Source organism: Streptomyces sp. NPDC127092, assembly GCF_042722475.1.
Taxonomy (GTDB): Bacteria; Actinomycetota; Actinomycetes; order Streptomycetales; family Streptomycetaceae; genus Streptomyces.
Window position 1 is genome coordinate 67,067 of the sequence record NZ_JBHXFE010000036.1, and the last position, 26,128, is coordinate 93,194.

General features: G+C 71.1%; 16 protein-coding genes. 7 read left to right on the forward strand and 9 right to left on the reverse strand.

Going from position 1 to position 26,128, the window contains the following annotated elements; genetic code table 11:
• Window positions 1–105: 105 nt before the first annotated feature.
• Together ACFWJO_RS26885 and ACFWJO_RS26890 are read right to left on the reverse strand one after the other, a co-directional pair.
• On the reverse strand, window positions 106–675 hold the full coding sequence (locus ACFWJO_RS26885) for an SUKH-3 domain-containing protein (RefSeq protein ID WP_386869085.1): 570 nt from the start codon (window positions 673–675) through the stop codon (window positions 106–108).
• Window positions 614–8,626 carry a ricin-type beta-trefoil lectin domain protein gene (locus ACFWJO_RS26890; protein ID WP_386869087.1) on the reverse strand — a complete coding sequence of 2,671 codons (8,013 nt, stop codon included), beginning with the start codon at window positions 8,624–8,626 and terminating at the stop codon, window positions 614–616. The genes ACFWJO_RS26885 and ACFWJO_RS26890 overlap by 62 nt, the downstream gene beginning before the upstream one ends.
• A 565-nt stretch (window positions 8,627–9,191) precedes the next feature.
• Here ACFWJO_RS26890 and ACFWJO_RS26895 point away from each other — a divergent pair.
• Window positions 9,192–12,398, forward strand: a complete 3,207-nt coding sequence (locus ACFWJO_RS26895) for a DNRLRE domain-containing protein (protein WP_386869088.1) — start codon at window positions 9,192–9,194, stop codon at window positions 12,396–12,398.
• 84 nt (window positions 12,399–12,482) lie between these two features.
• Here the strand turns inward: ACFWJO_RS26895 and ACFWJO_RS26900 are convergent, their stop codons facing one another.
• Window positions 12,483–13,622 carry a ferritin-like domain-containing protein gene (locus ACFWJO_RS26900; RefSeq protein WP_386869089.1) on the reverse strand — a complete coding sequence of 380 codons (1,140 nt, stop codon included), beginning with the start codon at window positions 13,620–13,622 and terminating at the stop codon, window positions 12,483–12,485.
• A gap of 110 nt (window positions 13,623–13,732) precedes the next feature.
• Here ACFWJO_RS26900 and ACFWJO_RS26905 point away from each other — a divergent pair, with 110 nt between their 5' ends.
• The 4 genes from ACFWJO_RS26905 to ACFWJO_RS26920 all read left to right on the forward strand — a co-directional run bounded on the left by ACFWJO_RS26905 (window position 13,733) and on the right by ACFWJO_RS26920 (window position 17,293).
• Window positions 13,733–14,668, forward strand: coding sequence for a diiron oxygenase (locus ACFWJO_RS26905; protein WP_386869090.1), 936 nt, complete (start codon window positions 13,733–13,735; stop codon window positions 14,666–14,668).
• 29 nt (window positions 14,669–14,697) lie between these two features.
• Window positions 14,698–15,420 (forward strand): TetR/AcrR family transcriptional regulator, encoded by a 723-nt coding sequence (locus ACFWJO_RS26910; RefSeq protein ID WP_386869092.1) that lies wholly within the window; start codon window positions 14,698–14,700, stop codon window positions 15,418–15,420.
• A gap of 253 nt (window positions 15,421–15,673) precedes the next feature.
• Complete coding sequence (locus ACFWJO_RS26915) at window positions 15,674–15,952, forward strand: hypothetical protein (RefSeq protein WP_384422335.1); 279 nt, start codon at window positions 15,674–15,676, stop codon at window positions 15,950–15,952.
• Window positions 15,953–16,144: 192 nt separating this feature from the next.
• Entirely contained in the window at window positions 16,145–17,293 is a 1,149-nt protein-coding gene (locus ACFWJO_RS26920; RefSeq protein ID WP_386869109.1) for an NlpC/P60 family protein, read from the forward strand.
• Here the strand turns inward: ACFWJO_RS26920 and ACFWJO_RS26925 are convergent.
• From ACFWJO_RS26925 to ACFWJO_RS26945, 5 genes are all read right to left on the reverse strand, one after another.
• Window positions 17,266–18,501 (reverse strand): styrene monooxygenase/indole monooxygenase family protein, encoded by a 1,236-nt coding sequence (locus tag ACFWJO_RS26925; RefSeq protein WP_386869094.1) that lies wholly within the window; start codon window positions 18,499–18,501, stop codon window positions 17,266–17,268. The genes ACFWJO_RS26920 and ACFWJO_RS26925 overlap by 28 nt on opposite strands.
• A 65-nt stretch (window positions 18,502–18,566) precedes the next feature.
• Window positions 18,567–19,193: an ATP/GTP-binding protein gene (locus tag ACFWJO_RS26930; RefSeq protein WP_386869111.1), complete on the reverse strand. Its 627-nt coding sequence runs from the start codon at window positions 19,191–19,193 to the stop codon at window positions 18,567–18,569.
• Between the two features lie 37 nt (window positions 19,194–19,230).
• Complete coding sequence (locus tag ACFWJO_RS26935) at window positions 19,231–19,644, reverse strand: DUF742 domain-containing protein (RefSeq protein ID WP_384422343.1); 414 nt, start codon at window positions 19,642–19,644, stop codon at window positions 19,231–19,233.
• Entirely contained in the window at window positions 19,641–20,132 is a 492-nt protein-coding gene (locus ACFWJO_RS26940) for a roadblock/LC7 domain-containing protein (RefSeq protein ID WP_386869097.1), read from the reverse strand. Before ACFWJO_RS26940 ends, ACFWJO_RS26935 begins: the two co-directional genes overlap by 4 nt.
• Window positions 20,129–23,155, reverse strand: a complete 3,027-nt coding sequence (locus tag ACFWJO_RS26945) for a nitrate- and nitrite sensing domain-containing protein (protein WP_386869099.1) — start codon at window positions 23,153–23,155, stop codon at window positions 20,129–20,131. Before ACFWJO_RS26945 ends, ACFWJO_RS26940 begins: the two co-directional genes overlap by 4 nt.
• 372 nt (window positions 23,156–23,527) lie before the next feature.
• Here ACFWJO_RS26945 and ACFWJO_RS26950 point away from each other — a divergent pair, with 372 nt between their 5' ends.
• Window positions 23,528–24,310, forward strand: a complete 783-nt coding sequence (locus tag ACFWJO_RS26950; protein ID WP_386869101.1) for a hypothetical protein — start codon at window positions 23,528–23,530, stop codon at window positions 24,308–24,310.
• A gap of 148 nt (window positions 24,311–24,458) precedes the next feature.
• Here ACFWJO_RS26950 and ACFWJO_RS26955 read toward each other — a convergent pair whose 3' ends face one another.
• Window positions 24,459–24,944 (reverse strand): MarR family winged helix-turn-helix transcriptional regulator, encoded by a 486-nt coding sequence (locus tag ACFWJO_RS26955; protein ID WP_384422350.1) that lies wholly within the window; start codon window positions 24,942–24,944, stop codon window positions 24,459–24,461.
• Window positions 24,945–25,170: 226 nt separating this feature from the next.
• Between ACFWJO_RS26955 and ACFWJO_RS26960 the strand changes: the two genes are divergently transcribed.
• Window positions 25,171–26,007, forward strand: coding sequence for a lysozyme (locus tag ACFWJO_RS26960; RefSeq protein WP_386869103.1), 837 nt, complete (start codon window positions 25,171–25,173; stop codon window positions 26,005–26,007).
• Window positions 26,008–26,128 lie beyond the last annotated feature (121 nt).

Sequence of the window (26,128 nt, forward strand, 5' to 3'; positions counted from 1 at the left end):
GAAAAGCGGTGCCACCATCCCTCCCCCCCCCCACCTCCCCCCCCCCCCTCTTACGGGCACCCCCTCCCCCCTCCGCGACGGTGGTGGCGGAACGCCACCTAGGGGCTAGCGGGACTCAGGCCTCTTGGGCCACGGCCTTCGTCCCGGAGCAGACCACACGCAGACCAGCGGCCGGGTCGGCCGTACGGCGAATTCCAACGCCTCGAAGGGCGTTTCGCCGAGCTCCCAGACGAGTCCGTCCAAGTACGCCCGGACCCTTCCACTGACCCCCATGAACACATGGCTGCTGCTCAACCACCACCCGACCGGGTTGTGATCCTCCCCGAACACATCCTTCAGCAGGAGTGCCTCGTCCAGATAACGGACTCCTCGGCCCGGGCTGATCCAATAGGGCTCGTCATTCATGAAATTCGGACCGGCAGTCAGGACCGGCTCGATTTTCAAACCCCGGAATTCCCTCATGAAGGAGGTGAAATTCTCGTGGATCACGTACCCGGCGAGCGCGAGCCGCTCGATGGTGTCCGAGATGTCCACTCGCCTTCCTGGCTGCCAGTCGGCAGCCAGGAGGGCTTCACGGACGGGAAGACTCAACCCGTGGTCGGGCTCAGTTGATTCAGGGCCCAATGAACAGTCCCTTCTGCAGTCGACTGCACCGTCCGCAAGGCCGGGCAACATCGCCGTGCTCCCAGTTTCCGTCGTCGTCGTCACCGACGTGGACGACGTCCATGTGGCCGCCACGGATCGCGCTCGGGCCTTCGGCGTTGTACGCCTTGATCAGACACTTGGTCTCGGCGCAGCCGCCGTGGTGATCGTACTCGTCGAACTCGTCCTGCATGCCCGGGGGCACGGCGGGCTGTTCCTTGTTGTGTGCCCGGTAGACCTCACCCGAAGGCGACGTGTATTCGGCCGCGTATTCCGCGCCGTACGCCTCCGCGATGTCTGCCAGGTCCTGCAGTGCCTGCGACGGCGGGCAGTTGTGAACCAGGACCGAGGTCTGCGCGGCCAGCACGTAGTACGTGTGCAGGTCGGAGACGGTCAGGTTGTGAACCGTGCTGTCCTGGCTGGTCCACCGCTCGACCGCGGCCACCTGGACGTACGCGCCAGAGCTGGTGCGCAGCCAGTTGCCGGACTTCAGGTCGGTCGCGTCGATCCACTCACCGAGCTCGGGCACCCAGAAGGGGTGACCGTCGGTCGCGGTGACCTGGGCCGTCTTGGAGCCGGTCTTGCCGTCGACGTCGACCGTGACCTTGACCAGGTGCTTGAGGCCCTGGCCCTTGATCTCCGCGGTGACCGTCTCGACACGCGTCTCCCCGCGCTCCGGGTCGGTGGCGATGACCTTGTCGCCGACCTTGACCTGCTCGATCGGCTTGGTGGTGCCATCGGCCATCAGCACCTTCGTGCCCGGCACGAAGCTGTTGCTGATCGGGCAGGAAGCGCCTTCCTCGACCTTGCCGGAGCCGCCGCCGCCGCTGGTACCGCCGTTGCTGCGGGAGGAGCCGCCGGACTTGCCGGAGCCACCGCCCTCGGACTTGCCGGAGCCGCCACCACCGGACTTGCCGGAGCCACCGCCCTTGCCGGAGCCGCCTCCGCCGCCCTTGCCGGCGTGGGAGGAGGACTTCGGCGCGGACTTGGCCTGCGCCTGCTTCTGCGCCGCGTTGCCCGTCTTCCGCTTCGCGGCGGCCGCCGCGTCCGCCTTTCTCTTGGCGGCTTCGGCCGCCTTCTTCTTGGCTCTTTGCGCGGCCTCCTTCTTGGCCTTCTCAATGGCCGCCTTCTTGGCCTTCAAGGCTGCCGCTTCGGCTGCCTTCGCGGCCTTGAGCACCGCCTCCGCGGCCCGCTTGGCCGCCTTGAACGCCTGGATGGCGTCGATGGTCCGGTTGATCGCCTTCAGAACCGACGGGATCTTGCCCAGCTTCGTCCACGGAATGGCGTCCAGGATGATGCTGCCGCACGACCACATGTCACCGCCGAAGCAGGCCATGGCGTCGTTGATGCCGATGAAGTCCTTCAGTGTCTCCCAGGCGATCGACAGAATCACTGAGGTCAGGGACTTGCCCATGGTGGCCTGCGCCTGGGCGACCTGCGCCGCGGACAGACCCGCGCCGGCAAGGGCCGCGGCCTTCTCCGAGGCGGTCAGGCTGATGGCGAGACCGGTCGGGTCGGAGTACGTGACCGGGTTGTTGTGCGCGTACGCGTACCCGTTGGACTGCAGCGGGTCGTTCAGGTCGAGCAGAGGGTCGGCGGACAGGAAGCGTCCGACCACGGGGTCGTACAGGCGGGCGCCCAGCGGCTGGAAGCCGGAGGAGTCGTCCCGGGTCTTGCCGAGGAATCCCTTGTGGTTCTGGAGGTTGGCACCGGCGGTGCCGCGCTCGTTGCCGAAGGGGTCCTGCTTGCGGATGCGCACCGACTGGCTGCCGTAGAGGGCGACCTCCGTGTACGCGCTGCCCTGGTGGTCCGAGGTCTGGGCGACCAGGGTCTCCGAGCCGGTGCCGTACGAGTAGCGCATGACCGCGCCACCCGGAACCGAATAGGTGCGCTGGGTGTTGACGAGGACGCCGCCCTGCTGGACCGTCACCTCGGCCTCGCCCAGGTGGAGGGTCGCCTGCTTGCCCTTGATGGTGAGCAGGCGGGATCCGTCGGGGCCGTAGACGTGACGGGTGTCGTTCTGCGGCAGCCACTGCTGGGCGGCCTGGGCCGCGTCACAGGTGGCGAGCACGACCGGCGTCGCGTTCACGTTCGCCGCGCCCTGCACCGCGAGGCACAGGTTGCCGGAGGCGGGGTGGATCAGCTGGCCGGAGGCGTTGCGCTTCAGCTCCTGCGCGGCCGAGCCGTCACACTTCTGGATCTGGAGCGCCGAGCCGGCCGTGTTGGCCGCGGGCTGGAGGCACCAGTTTCCGTAGACCGAGAGCGTGCCCTTGTTGGGGTCGCTCTGCGGCGCCGCCGCCGTGCCCGGGGTGGGCGTGAACTTGAAGTTCTGCGCCACCGAGGTGTTGCAGGCGTACAGCTGGATGGGCTGGCCGGCCGCACCCGCACCCGACTTCAGGTCCAGGCACTTCTGGCCGAGACCCACGTACGGGGTCTTGCCGCCGGTGCCCGCACCGGTGATCCGGTCGACCTGGCCGTCGTAGGTCCAGGTCAGGTCCTGCTTGTCTCCGTTCTCGACCGAGGTGACCGACTTGGTCTCACCCGTCAGCTCGTACAGCCGGGTGGCCTCGGCGGTCACATCGGCGCCGGAGGGCGTCTTGTACTTCTTCGTCACCTTGGCCAGCGTGTGCGGCTGGTCCTTGGCGGCGTTCTTGCCGTACGCGTACGTCGTGACCGCGTTCTTGGCGGTGTCGCCGCTGAGGTCGTTCTCGGTCAGCTGCGAGCGGTTGCCGAGCAGGTCGTAGTCGTACTCCTGCCAGTAACCCGAGCCGTCCGCGCCCGCGGCGACCCGGAGCGTGCCGTCCGGGTTCTTGTTGAGCGAACCGTCCGGGTTCCTCGGGTTGACGCAGGTCGTCTGGTCCTTGGCGGTCCAGGCCGACTTCAGCTGGCCGATCGGGTCGTAGACGAAGCACTGCCGCTCCGCGATCCCGGAGGCACCCTCCTGGATCGAGGTGACGTTGCCCGCCGGGTCGTAGGTGTACGCCCGGTGGGAGACCAGGTTGCCGGAGACGAGGGAGTTGACGACGGAGTTGTCCGCGGCCGTGCCGGTCTTCTCGCGGAAGACCGACTGCGACGTGAGCTCGCCGCTGGACTCGTCGAAGGCGTTCTGCGTCCACACGCGGTACGGCTGGGCACCGAGCGTGGAGCGGAGCACATGGCCGTAGGGGTCGTAGGCGGTCTCGGCGCCGTACCAGTCCTTGCCGGAGATGGAGAGCGGCTTGCCGTCCTTGTTGTAGCGGACGACCAGCTTCTCGGTGCCGAAGTTGCCCACCGCCGGAAGGGTGGTCTCGTCCAGCATGCCGCGGTCGTTGTACGTGTAGTCGTACCTGTAGTCCTTCTTCAGGCCCCAGGTGTCGACGATGGACTGCGGCAGGGACAACGTGGTCGAGGTCGGCTGGTAGTCCTTCGTGTAGCCGTTGACCGTCTGGGTGTACGCCTGGAGATCGGTGTAACGCGTGGCGGTGGCGGGCATGCCCTTGCCGCCCGGGGCCGTGTCGTACGTGAACGAGGACAGCACCTTGCCGAGGGAGTCGGTCTCGCGCACCTCCTTCGGCCGCGACAGCTCGTCGTAGCTGTTCCAGACCTTGATGCCGCGGGCGTTGGTGGTCGTCTCGACCCGGCCGAAGGCGTCATAGGTCGTGCGGGTCGTGCCCGTGTCGGGGTCGACCGCCGTCTCCACCTGGCCGTTGTGGTTGTACGTCCACGACCACGGGTGCGCCTCGTCGGCCGATGCGGTCGCCTTGGCGAGCTGGCCGTGCACGTCGTACTCGTAGCGGGTCGACGTGAAGCCGCCAGGGGCCGCCGGGTTGAAGGTGTCCGTGCGGACGGTGCGGCCGGTCGCGTCGGTCCAGACGCGGTAGGAGGAGTCGCCCTGCGGCTGGATGACCTTCGACCAGTCCTCGCCGTACTCGTAACGAACGGCCCGCTCCGGGTACGCCTTCGAGGTGGACGCCTGCGTGTTCGGGTCCACGTACTTCAGGTACGGGGTTTCCTGGAGCACGCGGCCGAGACCGTCGTAGGTGTAGCGGGTGATGTTGGGGACGACCGTATCGGAGACCGGGACGAAGAGCTGGCCCGGCGTGGCCTCGTCGGTCAGGTAGGCGTTGTTGGTCTGCGCGACCTCACCGGAGCTGTTGTACAGCGTGTCGGTGATCAGCCAGCCCGCGCCGCCGTCGGCCTCCTCCTGCGTCTGCCGCTCGCGGCCGAGACCGTCGTAGAGGGTGACGGAGGTCTCGATCCGGTCCTCGTAGCCCCGCGCGTAGGTGGTGACGTACGGAGGCTTGCGGATCTTGAGGTTCTTGTTGTCCGGGTCGGTCTCTTCCATCGGGATCGTGTAGACCGCGCGGAAGTCCGCGACGCCGCTGCCGGGGGTCCTGCCGGGGGCCCAGGCCTCGGCGAGACGACCCAGCGGGTCGTACACGGCCTCGCTGACCAGGTCGTTGACGTCGGTCGTCTTCACGGTGACCGAGCGGCCCGGCTCCAGCTCCTGGATCTGGCTGTGCCCGAGCACGTTGGTCATGGTGACCTTGAAGACCTGACCGGTGGCCGGCCCGATGGGCTCGTACTTGATCGTGGAGGACTTCGGAGTCGGCTTGCTCAGCTGCTCCGCCGAGGTCTCCTTGACCACGCGTCCGACGGCGTCGAACGCCTTGGTGCCGGCCGTCCGGAAGTCGGTGCCGGCGCCGTTGAGCGTCCACGACTCGGTGGCCAGACCCCGGGTCGAGGAGCCGAGCGCGGTGCCGTACGTCGTGCCGTCGTAGGCCGTGCGGTTGCCGCCGCTCAACGAGCCGAGGTTGGCCCAGTTGGCGTTCGCGCAGGTCGTCGGCGAGACCAGGACCTGCTTGGACAGACCGATCAGGTTCTTGCCCGTGTGGTGCAGGTAGTCCAGCTTGGTGCAGGACTCGTCACGCGGCTTGCTCGCATCGGTGTCGCCCAGCGACTCCACCAGGATCGGCAGACCGTACGTCGGGTCGTACGTCGTCGACGTCTTCACCGTGCGCAGCGTCCGCGGGTCGTCGGTGTTGGTGCCGGACGACCTGGTGTACGCGATCTCCTCCGGCTCCGTGACCCGCCAGGCCCGCAGCGGGCTCAGGCCGTCGTCGCGGTTGCGCTTGGCGAGTTCGGTGGCCGCGGGCTTGGTGGTGCTGCGGCTCAGCCACTCGGAGTCGGCCTTGGTGGAGTCGAGGTACGTGAGCTCCTCGGCGATCCGGCCGGCGAACGGCTCCTCGTCCTTGGCGATCTCGACACCCGCGATGTCCTTGACGGACACGGTGTCGCCGAGGCCGCGGAAGAAGCGGGTCACTGCCTTGGAGCGCTGGCCTGGGGCGTCCGGGGTGTTCTCGACGACCGGGCCCGTGAGGGTCGTGGTCTGCTCGAAGCCCGCGAACTGCGAGTAGGTGCGCTGGGTCTTCTTGGTGAACTCGGCCTCGGCGAGCTTCCAGGCCGGGTTCTTGTACTGGTATTCCGTCCTGGTGGTGTAGTTGCCGTCGATGTTCGGCAGTTCCTCGACGGTGTCCACGACGTACTTGTGGAACCAGTCGATGTCCTCGAGCTCGGCCTCGGGGCTCCAGAACATCGGGTAGCAGAGGCGGTTGTTCGCCTTCAGCTGCGGCTGCAGCCGGGCTATGGCCTCGGCGCGGGTCTCACCGGTCTGCTGGTCGATCCGGGGAAGGCTGCCGGTGACGCAGTCGCCCGAGGCCGGCTTGTACGTGACGACGGTCTCGCCGCCGTACTCGTTGATGACGCGGCCGACGCGGAGCCGGGAGAAGCCGGGGCGCTGCGGGTTGTACGCCACGACGCGGTTCGGCATGTCCTCGACGTTGGGCTCGAACCGCACCGAGTTGAGGGTGACCTTCGCGTCGGTGGTGCCGTTGCGGGCGTAGCCGGTGCGCTGGACGGACTCCAGCCACAGGGCGGTGTTCGGGCCGGTCCTCACCGGGTCGGGGTTGCTCGGGTCACCGTTCGCGGCGAAGCTCTGCACGAGCTGGTACTCGTCGACGACCTGGCGGGCAGTGGTGTCGGTGCGCCGCTGGGCCGAGGTCGTGATCTTGTCGAGGCGCTTGCGGGTCCAGAAGCTCGGTCCCGCGTTCCAGCACTTCTTGCCGGCCACGCAGCGCAGGTCGGCCGGGGTGTCGAACCAGGGCCGGTAGTTGCGCGGGTCCGTGGACGTGAAGTTGGCCTCGGAGCAGGTGACGCCGTCGACGGGGTAGCAGCGCTCGAGGACGCTGAAGCCGATGCGGGCCGGGGCCGTCGCGGTGAAGATCTTGTCGCTGCGCTGGCCGTAGTAGATGTGGTCGAGCCAGCCGTCGCGGTCGTACGGGACCGGGTCCTTGAAGTTGAAGTTCCGGGCGTAGTAGTTCGGCTCCTCCTTCTTCCACCACAGCGACATGGCGTTGCCGTGGACGTCCTCGACGTAGTCGAGGCCCCAGCGCCAGGCCTGGGTGCAGAAGGAGTTGGTCCAGTCGGTGGTGGTCGGACCCTTGTAGCAGTCCTCGCCGTCGTGGTTGCCGTAGACCGGGACGGTGAGGACCGAGTCGGTGTACGGGTCGTCGTCGGCCTTGTCCGCGGTGCCCTTGTCGGACCAGCCCGGCAGCTTGTTCATGCCGAAGTGGTACTTGATGCCGTCCTTGGTGGTGACGACCCAGTACTCGTTGAACCGGGCGCCGTTGGCACGGTCCGTGTTGATGATCCGCTCGACCTTGGAGCCGTCGCCGTTGGCGGTGAACCACTGGCTCTTGGTCTCGTCCCACACCAGCTCGGTGGTCACGCCGCCGAGCGAGAGGGTGGCGTTGTTCGAGCCCCAGCACAGGTCCGCGGTGCGGTGCGTGGAGTTGTTGGAGCCGGCCTTCTTGGAGTCCTGGCGGCAGTTGGCGTACGACCGGGTGATGGAACCCGGGTTGTAGTCCCAGCCGTCACCGATCCAGGATGCCTGGTTGTTGGACGACGAGGTGCGGCCGTCGACGGTCTGCGAGGAGTACGACAGGGCGACCTTCGGCATCAGACCGCCGGCGGTCTCCGGGACCTGCACCTGGTACGAGTAGGTGAAGGCGCCCGACGAGGAGCCGGAGGACCAGGAGCCGGAGGACAGCAGCGGAGAGGCCGTGAAGTCACCGGACACCGAGGAGCCGGTGTCGAGCATGCCGAGCGAGGCACCACCCGTCGCGTTGGCGACCGGCTGGACTCCGTCCTTGTAGGAGGCCTTCTTGGCCGTGGAGGGGGCGAAGCCCTCGCCGAGGAGGCTGGACACCGGGACGGTACCCGTGACGATCTTGCGGGTCTTGGCGTTCTTGGCCGCCGTGGACCTGACCGGCGCGTCCTTGGCTGCCACGGTCTCCACCGTGCTGGGCAGCCGCTGGAAGTTCTTCTTGCCGTTCTTGACGTCCTTGTCCCCGTCGGAGCCGGACATCGTCTGCGTACCGCCGCCGTCGGCGCAGTCGCCCGTGGTCGGGGAGGAGTAGACGCAGTCGGGCAGCAGCATCAGGCCGAAGCGGTCGGCGGCCTGCGGCCCGTAGAGGTCGGCGAAGCCCGTGGTGTCGACGCTGAGTGCCACCTCGGCGTTCGGGTCGACCGTGGCCGGCGGGGTGAGCTTCATGACGACGCCGGAGACGCCCGCGGTCTGCGAGGTCGTCTGCGGGGCCACGCCCACGGTCCAGTCACCGGCGAGGGCGGCGGCGTCGCCGCCCTCGGGGACGCCGATGGCGACCGGCAGGGTGGTCGTGCCGGCCTGGACCTGCTTCATGGTGCCGGGTGCGTCGGTCGCCGCGATCGGGGCGTTACCGGTTCCGGAGGCCCATGCCGCGGTCGCGGTGGGCGCGTACGGGTCGACCGGGATCTGCTCGCCCAGGGCCAGGGCCTGGGACGCGGTGTTGTCGCCCTCGACGTCCGTGGCCTTCGGCAGGTCCGGCAGGTCGACCTTGGCGACCTGCTCCTCGCGGCTCATGCCCGGGCCGGGAATGGCCAGCGCCTGCCCGCCGAGGCTGGTCACGGTCAGCGTCGAGGACAGCAGAATGACGGTCGCCGCGCGGCTTCGCCGCCGTCGCCGTCGTTGTGATTCTGTCAGGGCTGGGCGTCCTCGCCCCAGCCATGACAGCGGACCTGAAGCACGCATGCGCGTCGACTCCCACCCTGGCAATTCAGACAATGGACGAGGTGCGAAAACACCACAGGGCACACGCCTGGCCCAGGCGCGTGCGTGCGCACTGTCTGTCATGTCCGGGGCACTTATCAAGATCGGTCCAGCCCCTGAAGTCCCGCGGACGTGATCTCCACCACAGGGCGAACCGGATCAGAAGCTTCCGCTAACGACCTATCAGACGGGCCGGATGTTTCGCCTGATCACCCTCAATACAGGTCCAGGAAAGCCCTGAATCGGACCGGTTGACGACCCGTCGAACAGGTTCCGCATTTGCATAACAGATGTACAACATCGCCACACGTGGACGCTGCCCTTCACATGTGTGATCGTGTGCGCGCCTTCTGCCCCGCGGCCTGCCGACCGGGGCTGTCTGTGCTGTCCTCAATCCGCTTGGTTCCCACGGGAGTAGACCGCCGTGACCGCGCCGCCCCGATATCTCAGACCGTTCGTGCGCACGCGCACGCGGCTGTCGCTGACCCTCGGCCTCGTACTGGCCGCCCTCGTCGCCGCCCTGCTGCCCTGGTGGCAGCCCGGCGACCACTCCCCCACCACCGCAGGCGGCACCACCGACGCCACCCCCGCCTCGACCGGCCCGCGTGACGAGGCCGCCGCCATGGCCCAGGCCCTGCGCACCGGCAAGGAGGTGCTCGTCGACACCGCCACCACGGCCACCACGCTGACCTGGGCGCTGCCGAGCGGCAGCCTCAAGACCCGGATCACGGCCGCGCCCACCCGGGCACGGAACGCCGAGGGCGAGTGGGCTCCGGTCGACAACACGCTCAAGCGAACCGCCAAGGGCCCCAGGGGACTTGGCATCGCACCCGTGAACCCCGTCGCGCCGGTCCGCTTCGCGAGCGGCAACGCCTCCAAGACCCGTGCCGACCGCTCGTTCGCCCGTGCCGAGAACCCCGGTGAGACGGTTCTGGCCGAGGCGGACGTCAAGGGGCACACCGTCGCGTACACCTGGCCGGGCGCCCTGCCCGAGCCGGTGCTCGACGGCCCCCGCGCCCTCTACTCCGAGGTCCTGCCGGGGGTCGACCTGCTGGTCGTCGCCCGCGAGGAGGGCGGTCTGGCCACGGTCCTGATCGTGAAGACGCCGGAGGCCGCGCGTCAGCAGGCCCTGCGGTCCGTCACGTACGGGCTGCGCTCGGACACCGCCGTCTTCCGGCAGGACCGCGAGGCCAGCCGGCTCCAGGTCCTGGACAAGGCCGGCAAGGAGATCGCCTCGATCCCCACGCCGTTCGCCTGGGACTCCAGCGGCCGTGATCCCGAACTGCCCGCCGGCACCCCGAACCGCACGTCGGTCGCGACCCCGGCCGACGTCCTGAAGCTCTCGGGTCTCACGGGTGTCGAGCCCGGCGCGAAGTCCGCGCCGCTGCCGATGACCCTGGAGGGCGAGAACACCGGCGCCGTCCGGCTGGAGCTCGGCTTCGCCGCCACCGGCCTGGCCGGCCGCGAGGGCGTCAGCTACCCGCTGTTCGTCGACCCTGCGCTGAACCCCGGCTGGGACGCCTGGACGGTGGCCTACAAGCCGTACCCGAAGACCAGCTTCTTCAACGGCACCAACTTCAACTCCGGTACCTCCGACGCCCGTGTCGGCAGCGAGAACGAGACCAACGGCACCGCCCGCTCCTTCTGGCGCATGGACTGGTCGAGCAGCATCAAGGGCGCGGAGATCAAGACCGCGACCTTCAAGGTGCTGAACAACCACTCCTGGTCCTGCACGGCCCGCGAGTTCCAGCTGTGGCGCACCGGTCCCATCTCGTCCGGCACGACCTGGAGCGCGCAGCCGTCCTGGTCCGACGAGCTCCAGCGCAAGTCCTTCGCGCACGGCTGGTCGGCGACCCAGTGCGGGGACGAGTATGAGGCGTTCAACGTCAAGGACGCGGCCCAGTACGCCACCAACAACGGCCACTCGACGGTGACCCTGGGCATGCGGGCCACCAGCGAGGGCGACACGCAGACCTGGCGCAAGTTCAAGGCGACCTCGGCGACGATCGAGGCCACGTACAACCGCAAGCCGAACGAGCCCACCGACGGTGAGACCTCCCCCGGCGGCGACTGCGTCGTCGGTTCCCCGGGCCGCACGGTCGGCAAGACCCTGCTGACGCTGAAGGCGAAGGGCTACGACCCCGATGGCAACCTGAAGGGTCTGCGTTTCCGCTTCTGGAAGGCGGGCACGACCGCGCCGACGACCGGTGTCATGGGCACCAACCTGACCAGCGGCTGGGCCAAGTACGAGATCGAGTCGGCGGACCTCGTGGACGGGACCACCTACTACTGGGACGTGCGCGCGGAGGACTCCGACTCGCCGACCCCGGCGGTCTCCACCTACTTCCCGCCCGGCACCACGCCGTGCGCCGTCACGATCGACGGCTCCGGCCCGCCGCCGCCGGTGGTCACCAGTGACGTCTGGCTCAGGACGACCCCGAGCGGCGCCACCTGGGCGACGGTGAACTTCGGCGAGACCGGCCCGATCAAGTTCCAGTCCACGGGCGCGGTGAAGTTCAAGTACTCGTGGGGCGGGGTCGCCGCCAAGGAGATCCCCGCCGACGCGAGCGGCGCGGCCACCGTTCCCGATCTGAAGCCGCTCAACGCCGGCCCCAACACCCTCCAGGTGTACGCCTACGACAACCTCGGCAACCCCAGCGGCCGGACGGACTACACGACGTACGTCCCGCCGAAGGAGAACGCCGACGCCCCTGGTGACACGGGCGGCGACGGCACTCCCGACCTGATGGTCATCGACGTCAGCGGCGTCCTGCGGACCTACCCGGGCCAGCCGGTCGGCACCGCGGCGGACCAGCCGGGCGGCGAGCTCTACGGCCAGCTGACGTCCTCGTACCTCAGGAACAAGGACGGCACGACGACCCTGAACCCGCCGGGTCACTGGTACGACGCCGCCTCGACGCTCGGCAACAAGGCCGCGCTGATCGGCCACTACCAGGACGTCTACCCCGGCGACGGCACGACGGACCTGTTCGCCCGCACCCCGGACGGCGGCTTCTGGCTCTACCCGGGTGACGGCTACGGCTCCTTCGACGTCGAGCAGCGGATGAAGGTCCGGCTCCCGGCGAACGCGCCCGCGCCGTCCACCTGGACCCAGATGAAGGTCCTGGGTGACATCACGGGTGACAAGCTGTCGGACGTGGTGCTACGCGACGCGGCCGGGTTCTGGGTGCTCTCCGGCTACACCGGCGGCTCCTTCCAGACCGCGACGCAGATGAACGCGGACGCCTGGGCGCGCCGTGACATCGTCAACCTGGCCGACATGAACAAGGACGGTGTCGCCGACCTGCTCTGGCGGAACCTGGACAACGGCAACATGTACCTGCGTCGCGGCAAGCCGGGCGCGGCGGGCGGTGTCGACCTCAACTCGCTGATGCTGGGCGCCAACTCCGCCGGCGGCCAGGACGATCCCTTCGGCACCAACTGGACCGAGGCCAACGTGGACGCGGCCATCGGCATCCCCGACATCAGCGGCGACGGCATCCCGGACATCTGGGCCCGCTTCAAGTCCGACGGTCACATGGCCGTCTACCACCCGTCGACCACCAACACCAACGGCCCGGTGAAGACCGTCATCGGGTCGGGCTGGGGAGACAAGCTGGCCTTCGGCTGACCTGCCCAGGATCACGAGGGTGAGCCCCCGGCGCCACACGGCGCCGGGGGCTCACCCCTTTCCACGGCCGATGCGGCCTGCCTGCTACGAGGCCTCGCCCTCCGCCACGGCCTCCGCCTCGCCCTCCGCGATCGCCTCCGCGACCTCCGCCACCCGCGCCTGCTCCTCCGCCGCGAACCGCTCGCGGTCCAGCGCCTCCGCGATCTCCTCGTCCTGGGTCATCAGCAGGTCGAGGTTGGAGTCGCCCAGGTCGAAGACGCCCATGTCGAGATAGGCCTTCTGCAGGCGCTCGCCCCACAGGCCGATGTCCTTGACGCACGGCACGATCCGGCTGAACAGCAGCTTGCGGAACAGGTGCAGGAACTCGCTCTGTTCGCTGAGCTCCTCCGCCTCCCGCTTGGCGATGCCGAAGTTCTCCAGGACCTCCACCCCGCGCAGCCGGTCGCGCATCAGGTGGCAGCCCTCGATGACGAACTCCTCGCGCTCGCGCAGTTCGGCGTCGGTGAGCTGCTTGTAGTAGTCGCGCAGCGCCATGCGGCCGAAGGCCACGTGCCGGGCCTCGTCCTGCATCACGTACGCGAGGATCTGCTGGGGCAGCGGCTTGGTCGTGGTGTCGCGGATCATGCCGAAGGCGGCGAGGGCGAGGCCCTCGATGAGCACCTGCATGCCGAGGTAGGGCATGTCCCAGCGGGAGTCGCGCAGGGTGTCGCCGAGGAGGCTCTGCAGGTCGTCGTTGACCGGGTAGAGCAGCCCGATCTTCTCGTGCAGGAAGCGGCCGTAGATCTCGGCGTGCCGGGCCTCGTCCATGACCTGGGTGGCCGAGTAGAACTTGGCGTCCAGGTCGGGCACGGACTCGACGATCCGGGCGGCGCAGACCATCGCGCCCTGCTCGCCGTGCAGGAACTGGCTGAACTGCCAGGAGGTGTAGTGCCGGCGCAGGTCGCCCTTGTCCTCGTCGGTGAGTTTGCCCCAGTGGCGGGTGCCGTAGAGGGACATGGCCTCGTCGGGGGTGCCCAGCGGGTCGTACGGGTCGACCTCCAGGTCCCAGTCGATGCGGGTGGCGCCGTCCCACTGCTTGTCCTTGCCCTTCTGGTAGAGGGCGAGGAGACGGTCGCGGCCGGCGGCGTTCATGTCGTAGTCCCAGGTGAACCTCGCGGCGCCGTTCGCCGGTACGTGCCAGACGGGCTCCTTCGGGGCCCGGGCGTAGAGGTCGTGCGTCGACACTGACGACTCCTTCCGACGTTTCCAGCAGGCTCACACGTTGGTAGACACACAGTCAACAAGTCGTGCGCGAGGGATTGACGACGTTACTGACGAGGAGTCTCATACGTGTCATGGCGAGTCTCATCGAGCCCGACTTCACCCTCCTGCGGGACGCCCTCGGCCCGTTGCGCGACCGCGAGCAGGTCGCCGAGCGGCTCCTGGAGTCCTCCCTCAGGCATTCCTTCGACCCCGAGACCGACCTCGACTGGGACGCGCCCTTCGAGGACGGCAAGTGGTTCTGGCCGCCGGAGCTGGTCTCGCTCTACGACACCCCGCTGTGGCGGCGGATGTCCGAGGAGCAGCAGATCGACCTGTCCCGCCACGAGGCCGCCTCGCTGGCCTCGCTCGGGATCTGGTTCGAGATCATCCTGATGCAGCTCCTCGTCCGCCACATCTACGACAAGTCGCTCACCAGCAGCCATGTGCGCTACGCGCTCACCGAGATCGCCGACGAGTGCCGGCACTCGATGATGTTCGCGAAACTGATCCGGCGCGGCGGCGCGCCCGAGTACCCGGTGCCGCGGATCTACCACAACCTGGGCCGGGTCCTGAAGACCGTCTCCACCACGCCGGGCTCCTTCGCGGCGACCCTGCTCGGCGAGGAGATCCTCGACTGGATGCAGCGGCTGACCTTCCCGGACGAGCGCGTGCAGCCGCTGGTGCGCGGCGTCACGCGGATCCACGTGGTGGAGGAGGCACGGCACGTCCGCTATGCGCGGGAGGAGCTGCGCCGCCAGATGATCACCGCACCGCGCTGGGAGCAGGAGTTCACCCGCCTCAGCTGCGGCGAGGCCGCCCGGGTCTTCTCCACCTGCTTCGTCAACCCCGCCGTCTACGACCACGTGGGCCTGGACCGCCGCGAGGCCGTCGCCCAGGTGCGGGCGAGCGGCCACCGCCGCGAGGTGATGCAGTCCGGCGCCCGGCGGCTCACGGACTTCCTGGACGACATCGGAGTGCTGCGGGGTGCGGGCCGCAGGCTCTGGAAGTCGTCCGGATTGCTGGCCTGAGGACCCGACACCGGCGTTACGCTGCGGGCATGACCAGTGCCGCCACGCCCGCGTACCGCCGGCTCAGCGTCGAGGAGCGGCGGCTCCAGCTGCTCGACGCGGCCCAGACGCTGTTCGCGCACCGGCCGCCGGAGGACGTGTCGCTCGACGACGTCGCCGAGGCCGCGGGCGTCTCGCGCCCGCTCGTCTACCGCTACTTCCCGGGCGGGAAGCAGCAGCTGTACGAGGCGGCCCTGCGCTCCTCGGCGGACGCGCTCGAGCACTGCTTCGGGGAACCGCCCGAGGGGCCGCCCACCGAGCGCCTCGCCCGGGTCCTCGACCGCTACCTCGCCTTCGTCGACCAGCACGACGCCGGGTTCGCCGCCCTGCTGCGCGGCGGCAGCGTCGCCGGGACCTCGCGCACCTCGGCGATCGTCGACGAGGTGCGCAGGGCCGCGGCCGAGCAGATCCTGTTCCACCTGGGCGTGACCGAGCCCGGGCCGCGTCTGTCGATGATGGTGCGGACCTGGATCGCGGCGGTGGAGGCCGCCTCGCTGATCTGGGTGGACGAGGGCAAGCGGCCGCCGGCCGGCGAACTGCGGGACTGGCTGGTCGACCATCTGGTGGCGCTGCTCACGGTGACCGCGGCGGGCGATCCGGAGACGGCCGAGGTGGTGGGCCGGCTCCTGGCCCAGGAGCGGGCGGCGGGTCCGGTCGGCACGCTGGCCAGGAACGTCATCCCGGTGGTGAGCGAGGCCGCGCACCTGCTGTGAGTCCCGCGCGGTTGCTCGTGAGTCCCGCGCGGCTGCTCGTGAGTCGCGCTCGGCTGCTCGTGGGTCCCGCTCGGCCGCTCGTGGGTCCCGCGCGGCCGCTCATGGGTCCCGCGCGCCTGCTCATGAGTCGCGCGCGGTCGCTCGTGGGTTCCGCGCGGCTGCTCGTGGGTCCCGCGGCCCTCCGGCGGGCCTCCGCCGCTTCCCGCGGGTCCCGGGCGCGTCCGGCGGGACCGCCGGAGGGGACACTGGTGGGGTGAAGAGCGAGAACACCCCCTTCCGCGGCGGCCCCCTCGACGGCCGGGTGCTGCCCGTCCTGGTCGGCCCGACCGGCCATCCTCCGAAGTGGTACGAGGTGCCGGTCCCGGCCCACGACGGGCGGCCGCCGATGCTGTACGCGTACCGCCGCGAGCCGGCCGGCTACACGAAGCGGCTCGGGCTGCAGCGCGGCTGGGTGTACGTGTACGCGCCGGACGGGCGGGAACGCCGGGAGATCAGGTGGCCGTGGTCGAAGCCGGCTGCTCCGAAGGAGTGAGCGCGCCGAACACCCGCCGGATCATCCGTTAATCGGAGTATTCCTGCCGTCATCATCCCCGGTGGAGGTGGTGACGTGCCGGGACGACTGCTGCGCACGGTCCGCACGGGGAGGAAGGCGGGGAGGCTGCCAGGAGTACTGACGGGAGTGCTGACCGGCGTGCTGACCGGCGTGCTGACCGGCGTGCTCGCCATGGCCCCGACCCTCGCCGCGGACCCGGCAGCGGCGGCGCCCGGCGATCCCACCGACTCCGTCTCCGGACTGCTCACCCGGCTCCGCACCCTCTACCAGGAGACCGAGCGGGCCGCCGAGGCCTACAACGCCGCCGACGAGGCGCTGAAGAAGCAGACCGCCGACACCCGCAGGACGGACGCCGAGCTGACCGCCGCCCGGCGGGCCCTCGCGCGCGGCCGCGACGAGGCCGGGCGGCTGGCGCGGCAGCAGTACCAGGGGCGCTCCGAACTCTCCCCGTACCTCGGACTGCTGCTCGCACCCGATCCCCGGCGCGCCCTGGACCAGGAGCACCTGCTCGCCCGCGCGGCCCGCGAACGGGCCGGCGTCGTCACCCGCCTCCAGGCCGCCGAGAAGAAGGCGGACGCCCTCGCCACGGCCTCCCGCAAGGCCCTCGACCGCCGCAAGGCCCTGCTGGCCGGCCGGCAGAAGCAGAAGGACGCGGTCCGGACGAGACTCCGCGAGGTCGAGCGGCTGCTCGCCTCGCTCACCACCGACCAGCTCGCCCGCCTCGCCTCCCTGGAGAAGGCCCAGACCGCCGGCGCCCAGAACCAGCTCCTCGGCTCCGGGGTCCTCGACGGCCCCCGCACCCCCTCCGGGGCCGGCGCCGAGGCGCTGCGCTTCGCGGTGCGGCAGATCGGCAAGCCGTACGAGTGGGGCGCGGAGGGCCCCGACACGTACGACTGCTCCGGCCTCACCCAGCAGGCCTGGGCGGCGGCCGGCCGCGAGATCCCGCGCACCAGCGAGGAACAGTGGGCGACGCTCCCCCGCGTGCCCCTGGACCGGCTCCGCCCCGGCGACCTGGTCGTCTACTTCCCCGAGGCCACCCACGTCGCCCTCTACCTCGGCGACGGGCTCGTCGTCCACGCCCCGCGGCCCGGCGCCCGCGTCAAGGTCTCCCCGATCGCCGCCAACCCGCTCCTCGGTGCCGTCCGCCCGGACCCGGACGGCAGCGCCCTGAAGACGTACGCGCCGCCCGAACTCCCGGCGGGAGCCACGGACGGCGCGGACGAGGGCTTCGGCGGGACCCGGCCCGAGGACGGGGTCCAGCCCGAGGACGGGGTCCAGCCCGGGGACGGGTCTCAGCCCGCCGACACCGAGGCCAGGTAGGCGGCGGTCTTCTCGGGCTCGAAGAAGAAGTTCTCGAAGTCCGCGGGGTCGTTGAAGCCGTTCGCGAAGCGGTCGGCGACCGGCTGGAGCTGCCCGGCCGCACCGAGCAGGTTCAGGACGTGCTCCGGCGGCGGCGCGAGCATCGCGTTGGTCCACTTGGTGACGTGCTGGGCGGTCTGCCAGTAACGGTCGAAGGTGGCCCGCATCCAGTCCTCGTCGAAGGGGCGGTCGCCGCGCTCGACGATCGACGCGAGGTACGCGGCCGCGCACTTGGACGCCGAGTTGGAGCCCTGGCCGGTGATCGGGTCGTTGGCCACGACCACGTCGGCGACGCCGAGGACCAGCCCGCCGCCGGGCAGGCGGCCGATCGGGTTGCGGACGGTCGGGGCGTAGCGCCCGGCCAGGGTGGCGCCCGCGTCGGTCAGCTCGACCTTGGTGGCGCGCGCGTACTCCCAGGGCGTGAACTTCTCCATCAGCTCCAGGGTGAGCGCCAGGTGGTCGGCCGGGTCCTTGACGCCCTTGAAGACGTCGAGCGGTCCGCCCGGGATGCCCTCCCAGAAGAGGATGTCGGCGCGGCCCGAGGTGGTGAGGGTCGGCATGACGAAGAGCTCGCCGACGCCCGGCACCACGTTGCACCGCACCGCGTCGAACTCCGGGTGCTCCGGCCGCGGGCCGAGACCGTGGACGTACGCCACGGCCAGGGCGCGCTGCGGCTCGTCGTACGGGGAACGGGCGGCGTCCCGGCCGAACATGGAGACCAGCTCGCCCTTGCCGGCCGCGACCAGGACGAGGTCGTAGCCGCGGGAGAAGTAGTCCAGGTCGCCGACGGCCGCGCCGTGGATGACCAGCTGGCCACCGCGCTGGGCGAAGGTCTCCATCCAGCCGGCCATCTTCACCCGCTGGTCGACGGACTGCGCGTAGCCGTCGAGCCGGCCGACCCAGTCGATCACGCGGGCCGACTCCGGGCCGGCGACCGAGACGCCGAGGCCCTCGATCCTCGGGGCCTGCGACTCCCAGAAGTTGAGGCCGAGGTCACGCTCGTGCTGGAGCGCGGTGTCGAACATGCACTGCGTGGACATCACCCGCCCGGCGCGGATCTCGTCCGCCGTGCGGTTGGACATCAGGGTGACTTCGTAGCCCTTCGACTGCAGTCCGAGGGCGAGCTGGAGACCGGACTGGCCGGCGCCGACTATGAGTATCTTCCGCATGGGCGACCTTGGGGGTGTGCTCGGGGATGTGCTCGGGTGTGTCGGAGATGTGCTCGGGGAGGGAGCTATTCGGGGGTGGCTTCGAGGGCGTGCTCGACCATCGCGAGCAGCGTCTCGACCACGCTGTACCGCTTGCGGGCGTCCATGATCAGGATCGGCACGTGCGGCGGCACGGTCAGGGCGTCCCGTACGTCCTCGGTCTCGAAGCGCTCGGTGCCCTCGAAGTGGTTGACGGCCACGATGTACGGCAGTCCGCAGCTCTCGAAGTAGTCGAGCGCCGGGAAGCAGTCGGTGAGCCGGCGCGTGTCGGCCATGACGATCGCGCCGATCGCGCCGCGCACGAGGTCGTCCCACATGAACCAGAAGCGCTGCTGTCCGGGCGTGCCGAAGACGTAGAGCACCAGGTCGTCGTCGAGCGTGATCCGGCCGAAGTCCATCGCGACGGTCGTGGTCAGCTTGTCGGGCGTGGCGGTGAGGTCGTCGGTGCCCTCGCTGGCCGAGGTCATCAGCGCCTCGGTCTGCAGCGGGGTGATCTCGGAGACCGCGCGCACGAAGGTCGTCTTGCCGACGCCGAAGCCGCCCGCGACGACGACCTTGGTCGCTATCGGGGCGCGCGAGTGGTCCAGCTGCCAGTCCTGGGCGCCCTCTTCGGTGTCGGGCACCGAAGTCTCGGCCGTGGGCTGGGCGGGGATGCCGGCGACCGCCGGCGGTTCGGCGACCGAGGTCGCGTCAGAGACGGCGGAGTCCACTCAGCACCCTTTCGAGGAGCGCGCGGTCGGGCTGGCCGGTGCCGTGACCGGTCCCGTACACACGGATCTTTCCCTGGTCGGCCAGGTCGCTGAGCAGCACCCGGACGACCCCCAACGGCATCTTCAGGAGCGCCGAGATCTCCGCGACCGTGCGCATCCGGCGGCAGACCTCGACGATGGCCCGCATCTCCGGCATCAGGCCGCGCGCCGCGGGGCCTCCGTCGGTGAGGGCCCTTCGCTCGGGCGCCGCCTCCAGGGCGGCCACGAAGGTCTCCACCAGGAGCACGTGGCCGAAGCGGGTGCGACCGCCGGTGAGCGAGTAGGGACGGACGCGGGAGGGGCGGCGCCCCTCCCCGCGTATCGGCAGCCGGTGGGCGTGGACGGCGGCGGTCACCGGCCGCTCTCCACGGACCGGGCGGACTTGGCCAGTTCGCTGCGCAGCTCGGGGGTGAGGACGTGCCCGGCCCGGCCCACGAACAGCGCCATGTGGTACGCGATGACGCTCATGTCGCAGTCGGGCGTGGCGTGCACGCCGAGCAGCGAGCCGTCGCTGATCGACATGACGAAGACGCTGCCCTCCTCCATCGCCACCATGGTCTGCTTGACGCCGCCGCCGTCCATCAGCCGGGCGGCGCCCACGGTGAGGCTGCCGATGCCCGAGACGATGGTGGCGAGGTCGGCGCTGGAGCCGCGCGGGCCGTCCGTACGGTCGGCCGTGGGCGCCCCGGTCTGGGCGTCCGGGTCCGACGAGAGCAGGAGCAGTCCGTCCGAGGACACCACGGCGACGGAGCGGACCCCCGGCACCTCCTCGACCAGGTTCCCCAGCAGCCACTGCAGGTTGCGGGCCTCGCTGCTCAGTCCGAATGTTCCGGTCGCAGTCAACTGCGTGCCTCCTCGACGGTGTCCCCCGTGTTCTCCGTGTTCGTGTCGGGCCGTGCTGTCTCGGCAGCGCGGATCTCGGCGGCCACGTCGCGGCGGCCGTTCTCGGCTCCTCGCTGGAAGCCGCCGAGCCGCCTGCGCAGCGCCTCGGCGTCCACGCCGCCGCGGCGTATCGGTGCGGCGGGGGTCCGGGCCTGACGCACCGTCCGCGGCGTCCGCTTGGGAAGTCCCTTGTCGGTGACCCGCTCCCACTGCCCGGCCTGCGGCCCGGGCTCGGGCTCGGTCTCGGGCTCGGTCCGGGGCTGGGGCTGCAGCCGGGACTGGGGCTGGGGCTCCCCGGCCGCAGGGGTCTCGGCGAGCGGCTCCTCGCCGGCCCGCTCGTGGGCGTCGGGCTCGGCCGGCGGATCGGGCAGCCTCACCTGAAGCGTGGTCTCGGCCACGGACGCACCGAGGCCGGACTCGGCCTGCCCGGACTGCGCCGCACGCTCGGGCTGCGCCGCACGCTCGGGCTGCGCCGCATGCCCGGGCTGCGCCGCGCGCTCGGGCTGCCGGGCGTGCGCGCCGGGCTCGGCAGCCGCGCCCTGCGCGGACTGCTCGCCCTGCTGCCGCGCCGACTCCGGCGCGGGCCGGTCCTCGTACGCCGGCTCCGGTTCGGGCCCCGCCTCCGCCGTCGGTGCCGGCTCCGCCGCGGCGCCGGCCCCGGCCTCGGCCTCGGCGATCGCGCGCTCCGCCGCCTCGACCAGCGGGTCGCGGTGGCGGGAGGGCAGGGTGTTGGAGTTGGCCTCGGCGACCGAGCCGGGGAGGGTGAGGACGGGCACCTGGACACCCGGGGCCGCGAGCGTCACGGTCGGCGGCACGCTGGCCGGCGGGGCCGAGGGCAGCAGCGCCAGCGGCAGGACCACCACGGCTGTCGTGCCGCCCTGGGTGTGCTCGCGCAGCTCCACCCGTACGCCGTGGCGCGCGGCGAGCAGCGCGGTGACCCGGATGCCGAGTCCCTCGCCGTCCGCGCCGGTGGGCGCCGGGTCGGCGAGCCGGGCGTTGAGCTCGGCGAGGCGGGCCGCGGCGATGCCGATGCCGCCGTCCTGCACGGACAGCATCACCTCGCCGGACTCCAGGAGCCAGCCGGAGAGCTGGACCTGGGTGTCGGGCGGCGAGAACGAGGTCGCGTTCTCCAGGAGTTCGGCGATCAGGTGGCTGAGGTCGTCCGCGGCGAAGCCGGCGACCTGGGCGTGCGGCGGCAGCGACTGGATGCTGACCCGCTCGTAGCGCTCGATCTCGCTGACGGCGGCGCGCAGCACGTCCACCAGCGGCACCGGTCCCGGGTGGCCGTGGTGGTGCTCGTGGCCGGCCAGGACCAGCAGGTTCTCGCTGTGGCGGCGCATGACGGTCGCCATGTGGTCCAGCTTGAAGAGGGTGGCGAGCCGGTCCGGGTCCTGCTCGCGCTCCTCCAGCTTCTCGATGACGCCGAGCTGGCGCTCGACCAGGCCGAGGCTGCGCAGCGAGAGGTTCACGAAGGTGTGGTGGACGGTGCCGCGCAGGCGCTCGAGCTCGGCGGTGAGCAGGGCGTTCTGTCCCTGGAGCTCGGCGCGCTGGGCGGCGAGCTCGGCGGCGAGGGCCTCACGGGCGCCGGCCAGGTCGGCGCGTTCGCCGTCGAGCCGCTCGACCTGGGCGGCGAGCGCGGCCAGCTTGCCCTGGAGGGTGTTGAGGGACCGTACGACCTGGGCGAACTCGTCGTTGCGGCCGGTGAAGCGGATCGGCTGCTCGTGCTGCGGTTCGGGTGAGGCGGCGAGCCGGGCGGCGCCGATGCGGACCACGGCGAGCGGCCGGGTCATGCTGCGGGCGACGTAGGTGGCGATGCCGACGGCGACGAGGAGGCAGCCGCCGAGGAAGGCGACGCGGATCTCGAGCGCGGTGACGTCGTCGTCGCGGAGCGCGGAGAGCCGCTCGACCCGCTGCGCGGCGAGCGAGGACTCCACGCCGCGCATCTGCTCGATGCGGGAGGAGAGCGCGGCGTCCAGCTTGGCCTGGTCGGTGTCGAGCTCGGACTCGGAGAGCTCCGGCCGGTCGGTGAGCCGGGCCAGGTGCCGCTCGGCGCTCTTCACGTCGGGGCCGGCGACGGTGGCGGCGAGGGAGTCGCGCGCCTCGGCGTCGGCGGCCTGGTCGAAGTCGGCGAGGGCGGCGAGCTCGCGGACCCGGGCCTGCTGGGCGGCGGCGCTGAGCGCGTTGCGGGCGCGGTCTGCCTCCTCCGCGCCCTCGGGCCGGTCGGTGACGTAGGTGCCGGTGACCGGGTCGTAGTGGGTGGTGCCGCTCGACTCGGGGCGCGGGACGGCGAGCGCGGCGAGGAGCAGGCCGCGTTCGGCGGAGGCCTGCTCGGTGGCGCGGCCGAGGGCGGCGGGTGCGCGCACGGCCTCGGCGGCGCGGGCCGGGGTGTGTTCGGCGAGCTGGTCGGCGAGGGCCTGGAGCTTGGCGATGACGTCGGTGTAGGCCTTGTGGGCCTCCAGGGCGCTGCCCTTGCCGGTGAGCGCGGCGCGCCGGATGGAGGGCACGCCTGCGAGCTCGCGGCGCAGCTCCTCGGGGGCGGCGGGGCGGATCTCGTCGATCTGGCGGTCGACGCGCGCGGAGCGGGCGTCGGTGATGCGGCGCTTGTCCTTGGCGGCGCCGCTCTCGCCCTGCTCGTCGCGGCCCGCGGCGATGTAGGCGACGACCTCGTCGCGCTCGTCGGAGAGCGAGTGCGCGAGGGTGACGGCCTGGCGGTCGAGTTCGGCGAGGGCGACCAGGTTGACGGACTCGTCGAGGTCGGCGGAGGCGGTGAGGACCATGGGCGCGCCGGCGGCGAGCACGGTGACGCCGACCAGGGCGACTCCGGCGACGAGCCGGCCGCGGACCCGCTTGGCACGGCCGCCGGAGGTCACGGGCTCGGGTGCCGAAGGCTCCGCGGGCAGCCCGGGGTTCTGCGGGTCACCGGGGGTCTGGCTCCGCGCGCCGTTGTTGCTCCGAGGCCGCTTCTTCTGCACCGGTGCTCGCATTCTTGACTCGTCCGCCCATGAAGCAGAGGTGACGACCGGTCACATGTAAGAGCCCCCACCCCTGGTGTGTCTTCCGACCATTTCAGCGGTTCTGGTCAGGGGACTCGCATCGGCCGCTCCGCCACCCGAACGAGTGAACAACACTCCGTAGTTGGGGAACAACTCTCCTCCGTGAGCGCCGGGGCGCCGGGCTTACCGCCGGTTGGATCTTCCGCGCGGGCTTTGGCAGGATGCCCGCCCGCAGCTTCCCGGAGGCGGCACTTCCGGCCCTCCGGGGCCGTCAGAACCCTTTGGTACAGGCCAAATCGGGACGTCTGGACGCGCCGTGAAGGACCCATGCAGACGGGCCGTCCGCGGGGCAGACTGTGGATCATGCGTACGGAAGCGGCGTCCCTGCCCGGCAGTCCCGAACGGCCCAATGAGGACTGGGTGGCCGCAGTTCTGCCCGCCTCGGGGGCGGGCGGCGTGGTCGTGGTCCTGGACGGGGTGACGCCTCCGCCGGGCGACGACGGTTGTGTGCACGGGGTGCCCTGGTTCACCGCCCGGCTCGGGGGCGCTTTGACGGAACTGTCCGCTTCGCGAGGTGATCTGACCCTGCCCGGGATCCTGTCGCTGGCAATCCGGCGCACCGCGGAAGCCCACCGGAACACCTGTGACCTTTCTCACGTGCGCACGCCGCAGGCGACGGTGGCCATGGCGCGCTGGGGCGCGACCGTGGTGGAGCACCTCGTACTCTCCGACGCGGCCTTGCTCCTCCAGAGCCCGGACGGCACAGTGCGGGCGGTCCTCGACGACCGGCTCGACCGCGTACCGGCCGAGGTCCTGCGCTCCCGGGAGGCGACGGACCGGCTCCGCAACCAGGAGGGCGGCTTCTTCACGGCCGCCGCCGATCCGTCGGTCGCGGCCCGCGCGGTGACGGGTACGACCCCGAGGGCGGAGGTCCGGGCGGTCGCGGCGCTGTCGGACGGGGCGACCCGCTGGGTGGAGCTGTTCCGCGAGGGCGACTGGGCGGACCTGTTCGCGGTCCTGGCCAAGGAGGGCCCGGACGGCCTGCTCCGGCGGGTGCGCGCCCTGGAAACGGCGGACGCCCGGGCGGGCGGGCCGCGCCGCTGGAAGCTCCACGACGACGCGTCGGCGGTCTACGCGGTCCTCTGACGGCGAGGGCGGCGCTTCGGGCCGTCGGGCCGCCGCCGGGGCGGACGGTGACGGGCGTGGCCGACGGCCGACGGCCGATGGCCGGCGGCCGGCGGGGACGGGCCGCCGCCGGGGCGGACGGTGACGGTCGGCGCTTCGGGCCGGTCGGTCAGCCCTCCGCCGACCGTACGTTGAAGTGGTGCAGCAGCCGGGCCAGTTCCGCGACCTCCGCGCGGTCCCAGTCGGCGAGCTTGCGCACGTACCGCTCGCGGCGGGCGTCGCGTACGTGCCGGAAGCGGCCCTGGCCCTCCTCGGTGAGCCGGACCAGCGAGGCCCGGCCGTCGGCGGGGTCGGGGTCGCGGGCGACCAGGCCGAGGTCCTCCAGGGCGCGCAGCTGGCGGCTCATCGTGGCCTTGCCGACGCCGAACCAGCCGGCGAGGTCGGTGGCGCGCTGGGGTCCGGCCTCGTCGAGCCGTACGAAGAGTCCGTAGGCGGCGGGCTCCAGTTCGGGATGGACCTCGCGGGCCATCTCGCCGGACTGGGCGCGGGCACGGCGCAGGAAGACCGCCAGTTCCCGCTCCAGGGCGAGGAATTCCTGGTCCACACCACTCCCGCCCTTGGGTCCGGATTCACTCCCCGTACCGCTTCCGTGCACGTCAGCACCCCTCGCGCGCTTTCCGCTCGCTGAAAGTTTCTTTCGGGCCGCGGCCATCGCCGCAGCTCCTTCAGTATTTCGCAGGCGTAGACCAACGGCAGCCCCCAGGCCCCCTTCCGCCGGACGGGTCTACGTGCGTAGCGTCATGACCGGCGACACCGCCTGACATGTCCACACCAGGACTTGTCCGCCATGGTTCCCCCACCGAGCCTTTCGGAGGCACGCAATGCGTGTGCACAGATCCGGAACGTCCCTCGCCGGCGCCGTCCTCGCGGCCCTGGCCCTCCTCCTCCCCGTCACCCTCTCCGGCACCGCCAGTGCCGCCGAGGACCCCGGCACCCGGCAGGTACCCGCCCGCGGCTCCGCCTACATGGGCATGGGCGTGATCGCCCACGACGGCCAGGGCGCGCAGCCGGGCGGCATCTCGGTCCAGGCCGTCCAGACCGAGGGCGTCGACGTCTCCAGCCACCAGGGGAACGTCGCCTGGTCGACGCTGTGGAACAGCGGGGTCAGGTGGGCCTACGTCAAGGCGACGGAAGGCACCTACTACAAGAACACCTACTTCGCGCAGCAGTACAACGGCTCGTACAACGTGGGCATGATCCGCGGCTCGTACCACTTCGCCACGCCCGACACGACGACCGGCGCGGCGCAGGCCGACTACTTCGTGAACAACGGCGGCGGCTGGTCCCGGGACGGCAAGACGCTGCCCGGCGCGCTCGACATCGAGTGGAACCCGTACGGCGCGACCTGCTACGGCAAGACCCAGTCCGGGATGGTCAGCTGGATCTGGGACTTCGTCAACCGGTACAAGTACCGGACCGGCCGCTACCCGGTGATCTACACGGCGACCAGCTGGTGGAAGCAGTGCACCGGCAACTACGGGGGCTTCGCCACCAACCACCCGCTCTGGATCGCCCGCTACGCCTCCGAGGTCGGCGAGCTCCCGGCCGGCTGGGGCTACTACACGATGTGGCAGTACACCTCGTCCGGCCCGACGGTCGGCGACCACAACCACTTCAACGGGGACCTCTCGCGCGTCCAGGCGCTCGCGAACGGCTGACGGGCGCACGACGGACGACCACGGGGCGGGGGGGGGGGGTGGATCGTGGGGGGGGCAGAGGGGAGGAGGCACTCCCCCTCCCCCCCCCCCTTCCCCCCTCCCCTTCCCCCCTCCCCGCCAC

Excerpts from the sequence above, each read along its gene's own strand:
- ACFWJO_RS26885 (WP_386869085.1), bottom strand. The coding sequence starts at position 675 with ATGTTGCCCGGCCTTGCGGACGGTGCAGTCGACTGCAGAAGGGACTGT.
- ACFWJO_RS26905 (WP_386869090.1), top strand. The coding sequence starts at position 13,733 with ATGGCGAGTCTCATCGAGCCCGACTTCACCCTCCTGCGGGACGCCCTC.
- ACFWJO_RS26910 (WP_386869092.1), top strand. The coding sequence starts at position 14,698 with ATGACCAGTGCCGCCACGCCCGCGTACCGCCGGCTCAGCGTCGAGGAG.
- ACFWJO_RS26920 (WP_386869109.1), top strand. The coding sequence starts at position 16,145 with ATGGCCCCGACCCTCGCCGCGGACCCGGCAGCGGCGGCGCCCGGCGAT.
- ACFWJO_RS26925 (WP_386869094.1), bottom strand. The coding sequence starts at position 18,501 with ATGCGGAAGATACTCATAGTCGGCGCCGGCCAGTCCGGTCTCCAGCTC.
- ACFWJO_RS26945 (WP_386869099.1), bottom strand. The coding sequence starts at position 23,155 with ATGCGAGCACCGGTGCAGAAGAAGCGGCCTCGGAGCAACAACGGCGCG.
- ACFWJO_RS26950 (WP_386869101.1), top strand. The coding sequence starts at position 23,528 with ATGCGTACGGAAGCGGCGTCCCTGCCCGGCAGTCCCGAACGGCCCAAT.
- ACFWJO_RS26960 (WP_386869103.1), top strand. The coding sequence starts at position 25,171 with ATGCGTGTGCACAGATCCGGAACGTCCCTCGCCGGCGCCGTCCTCGCG.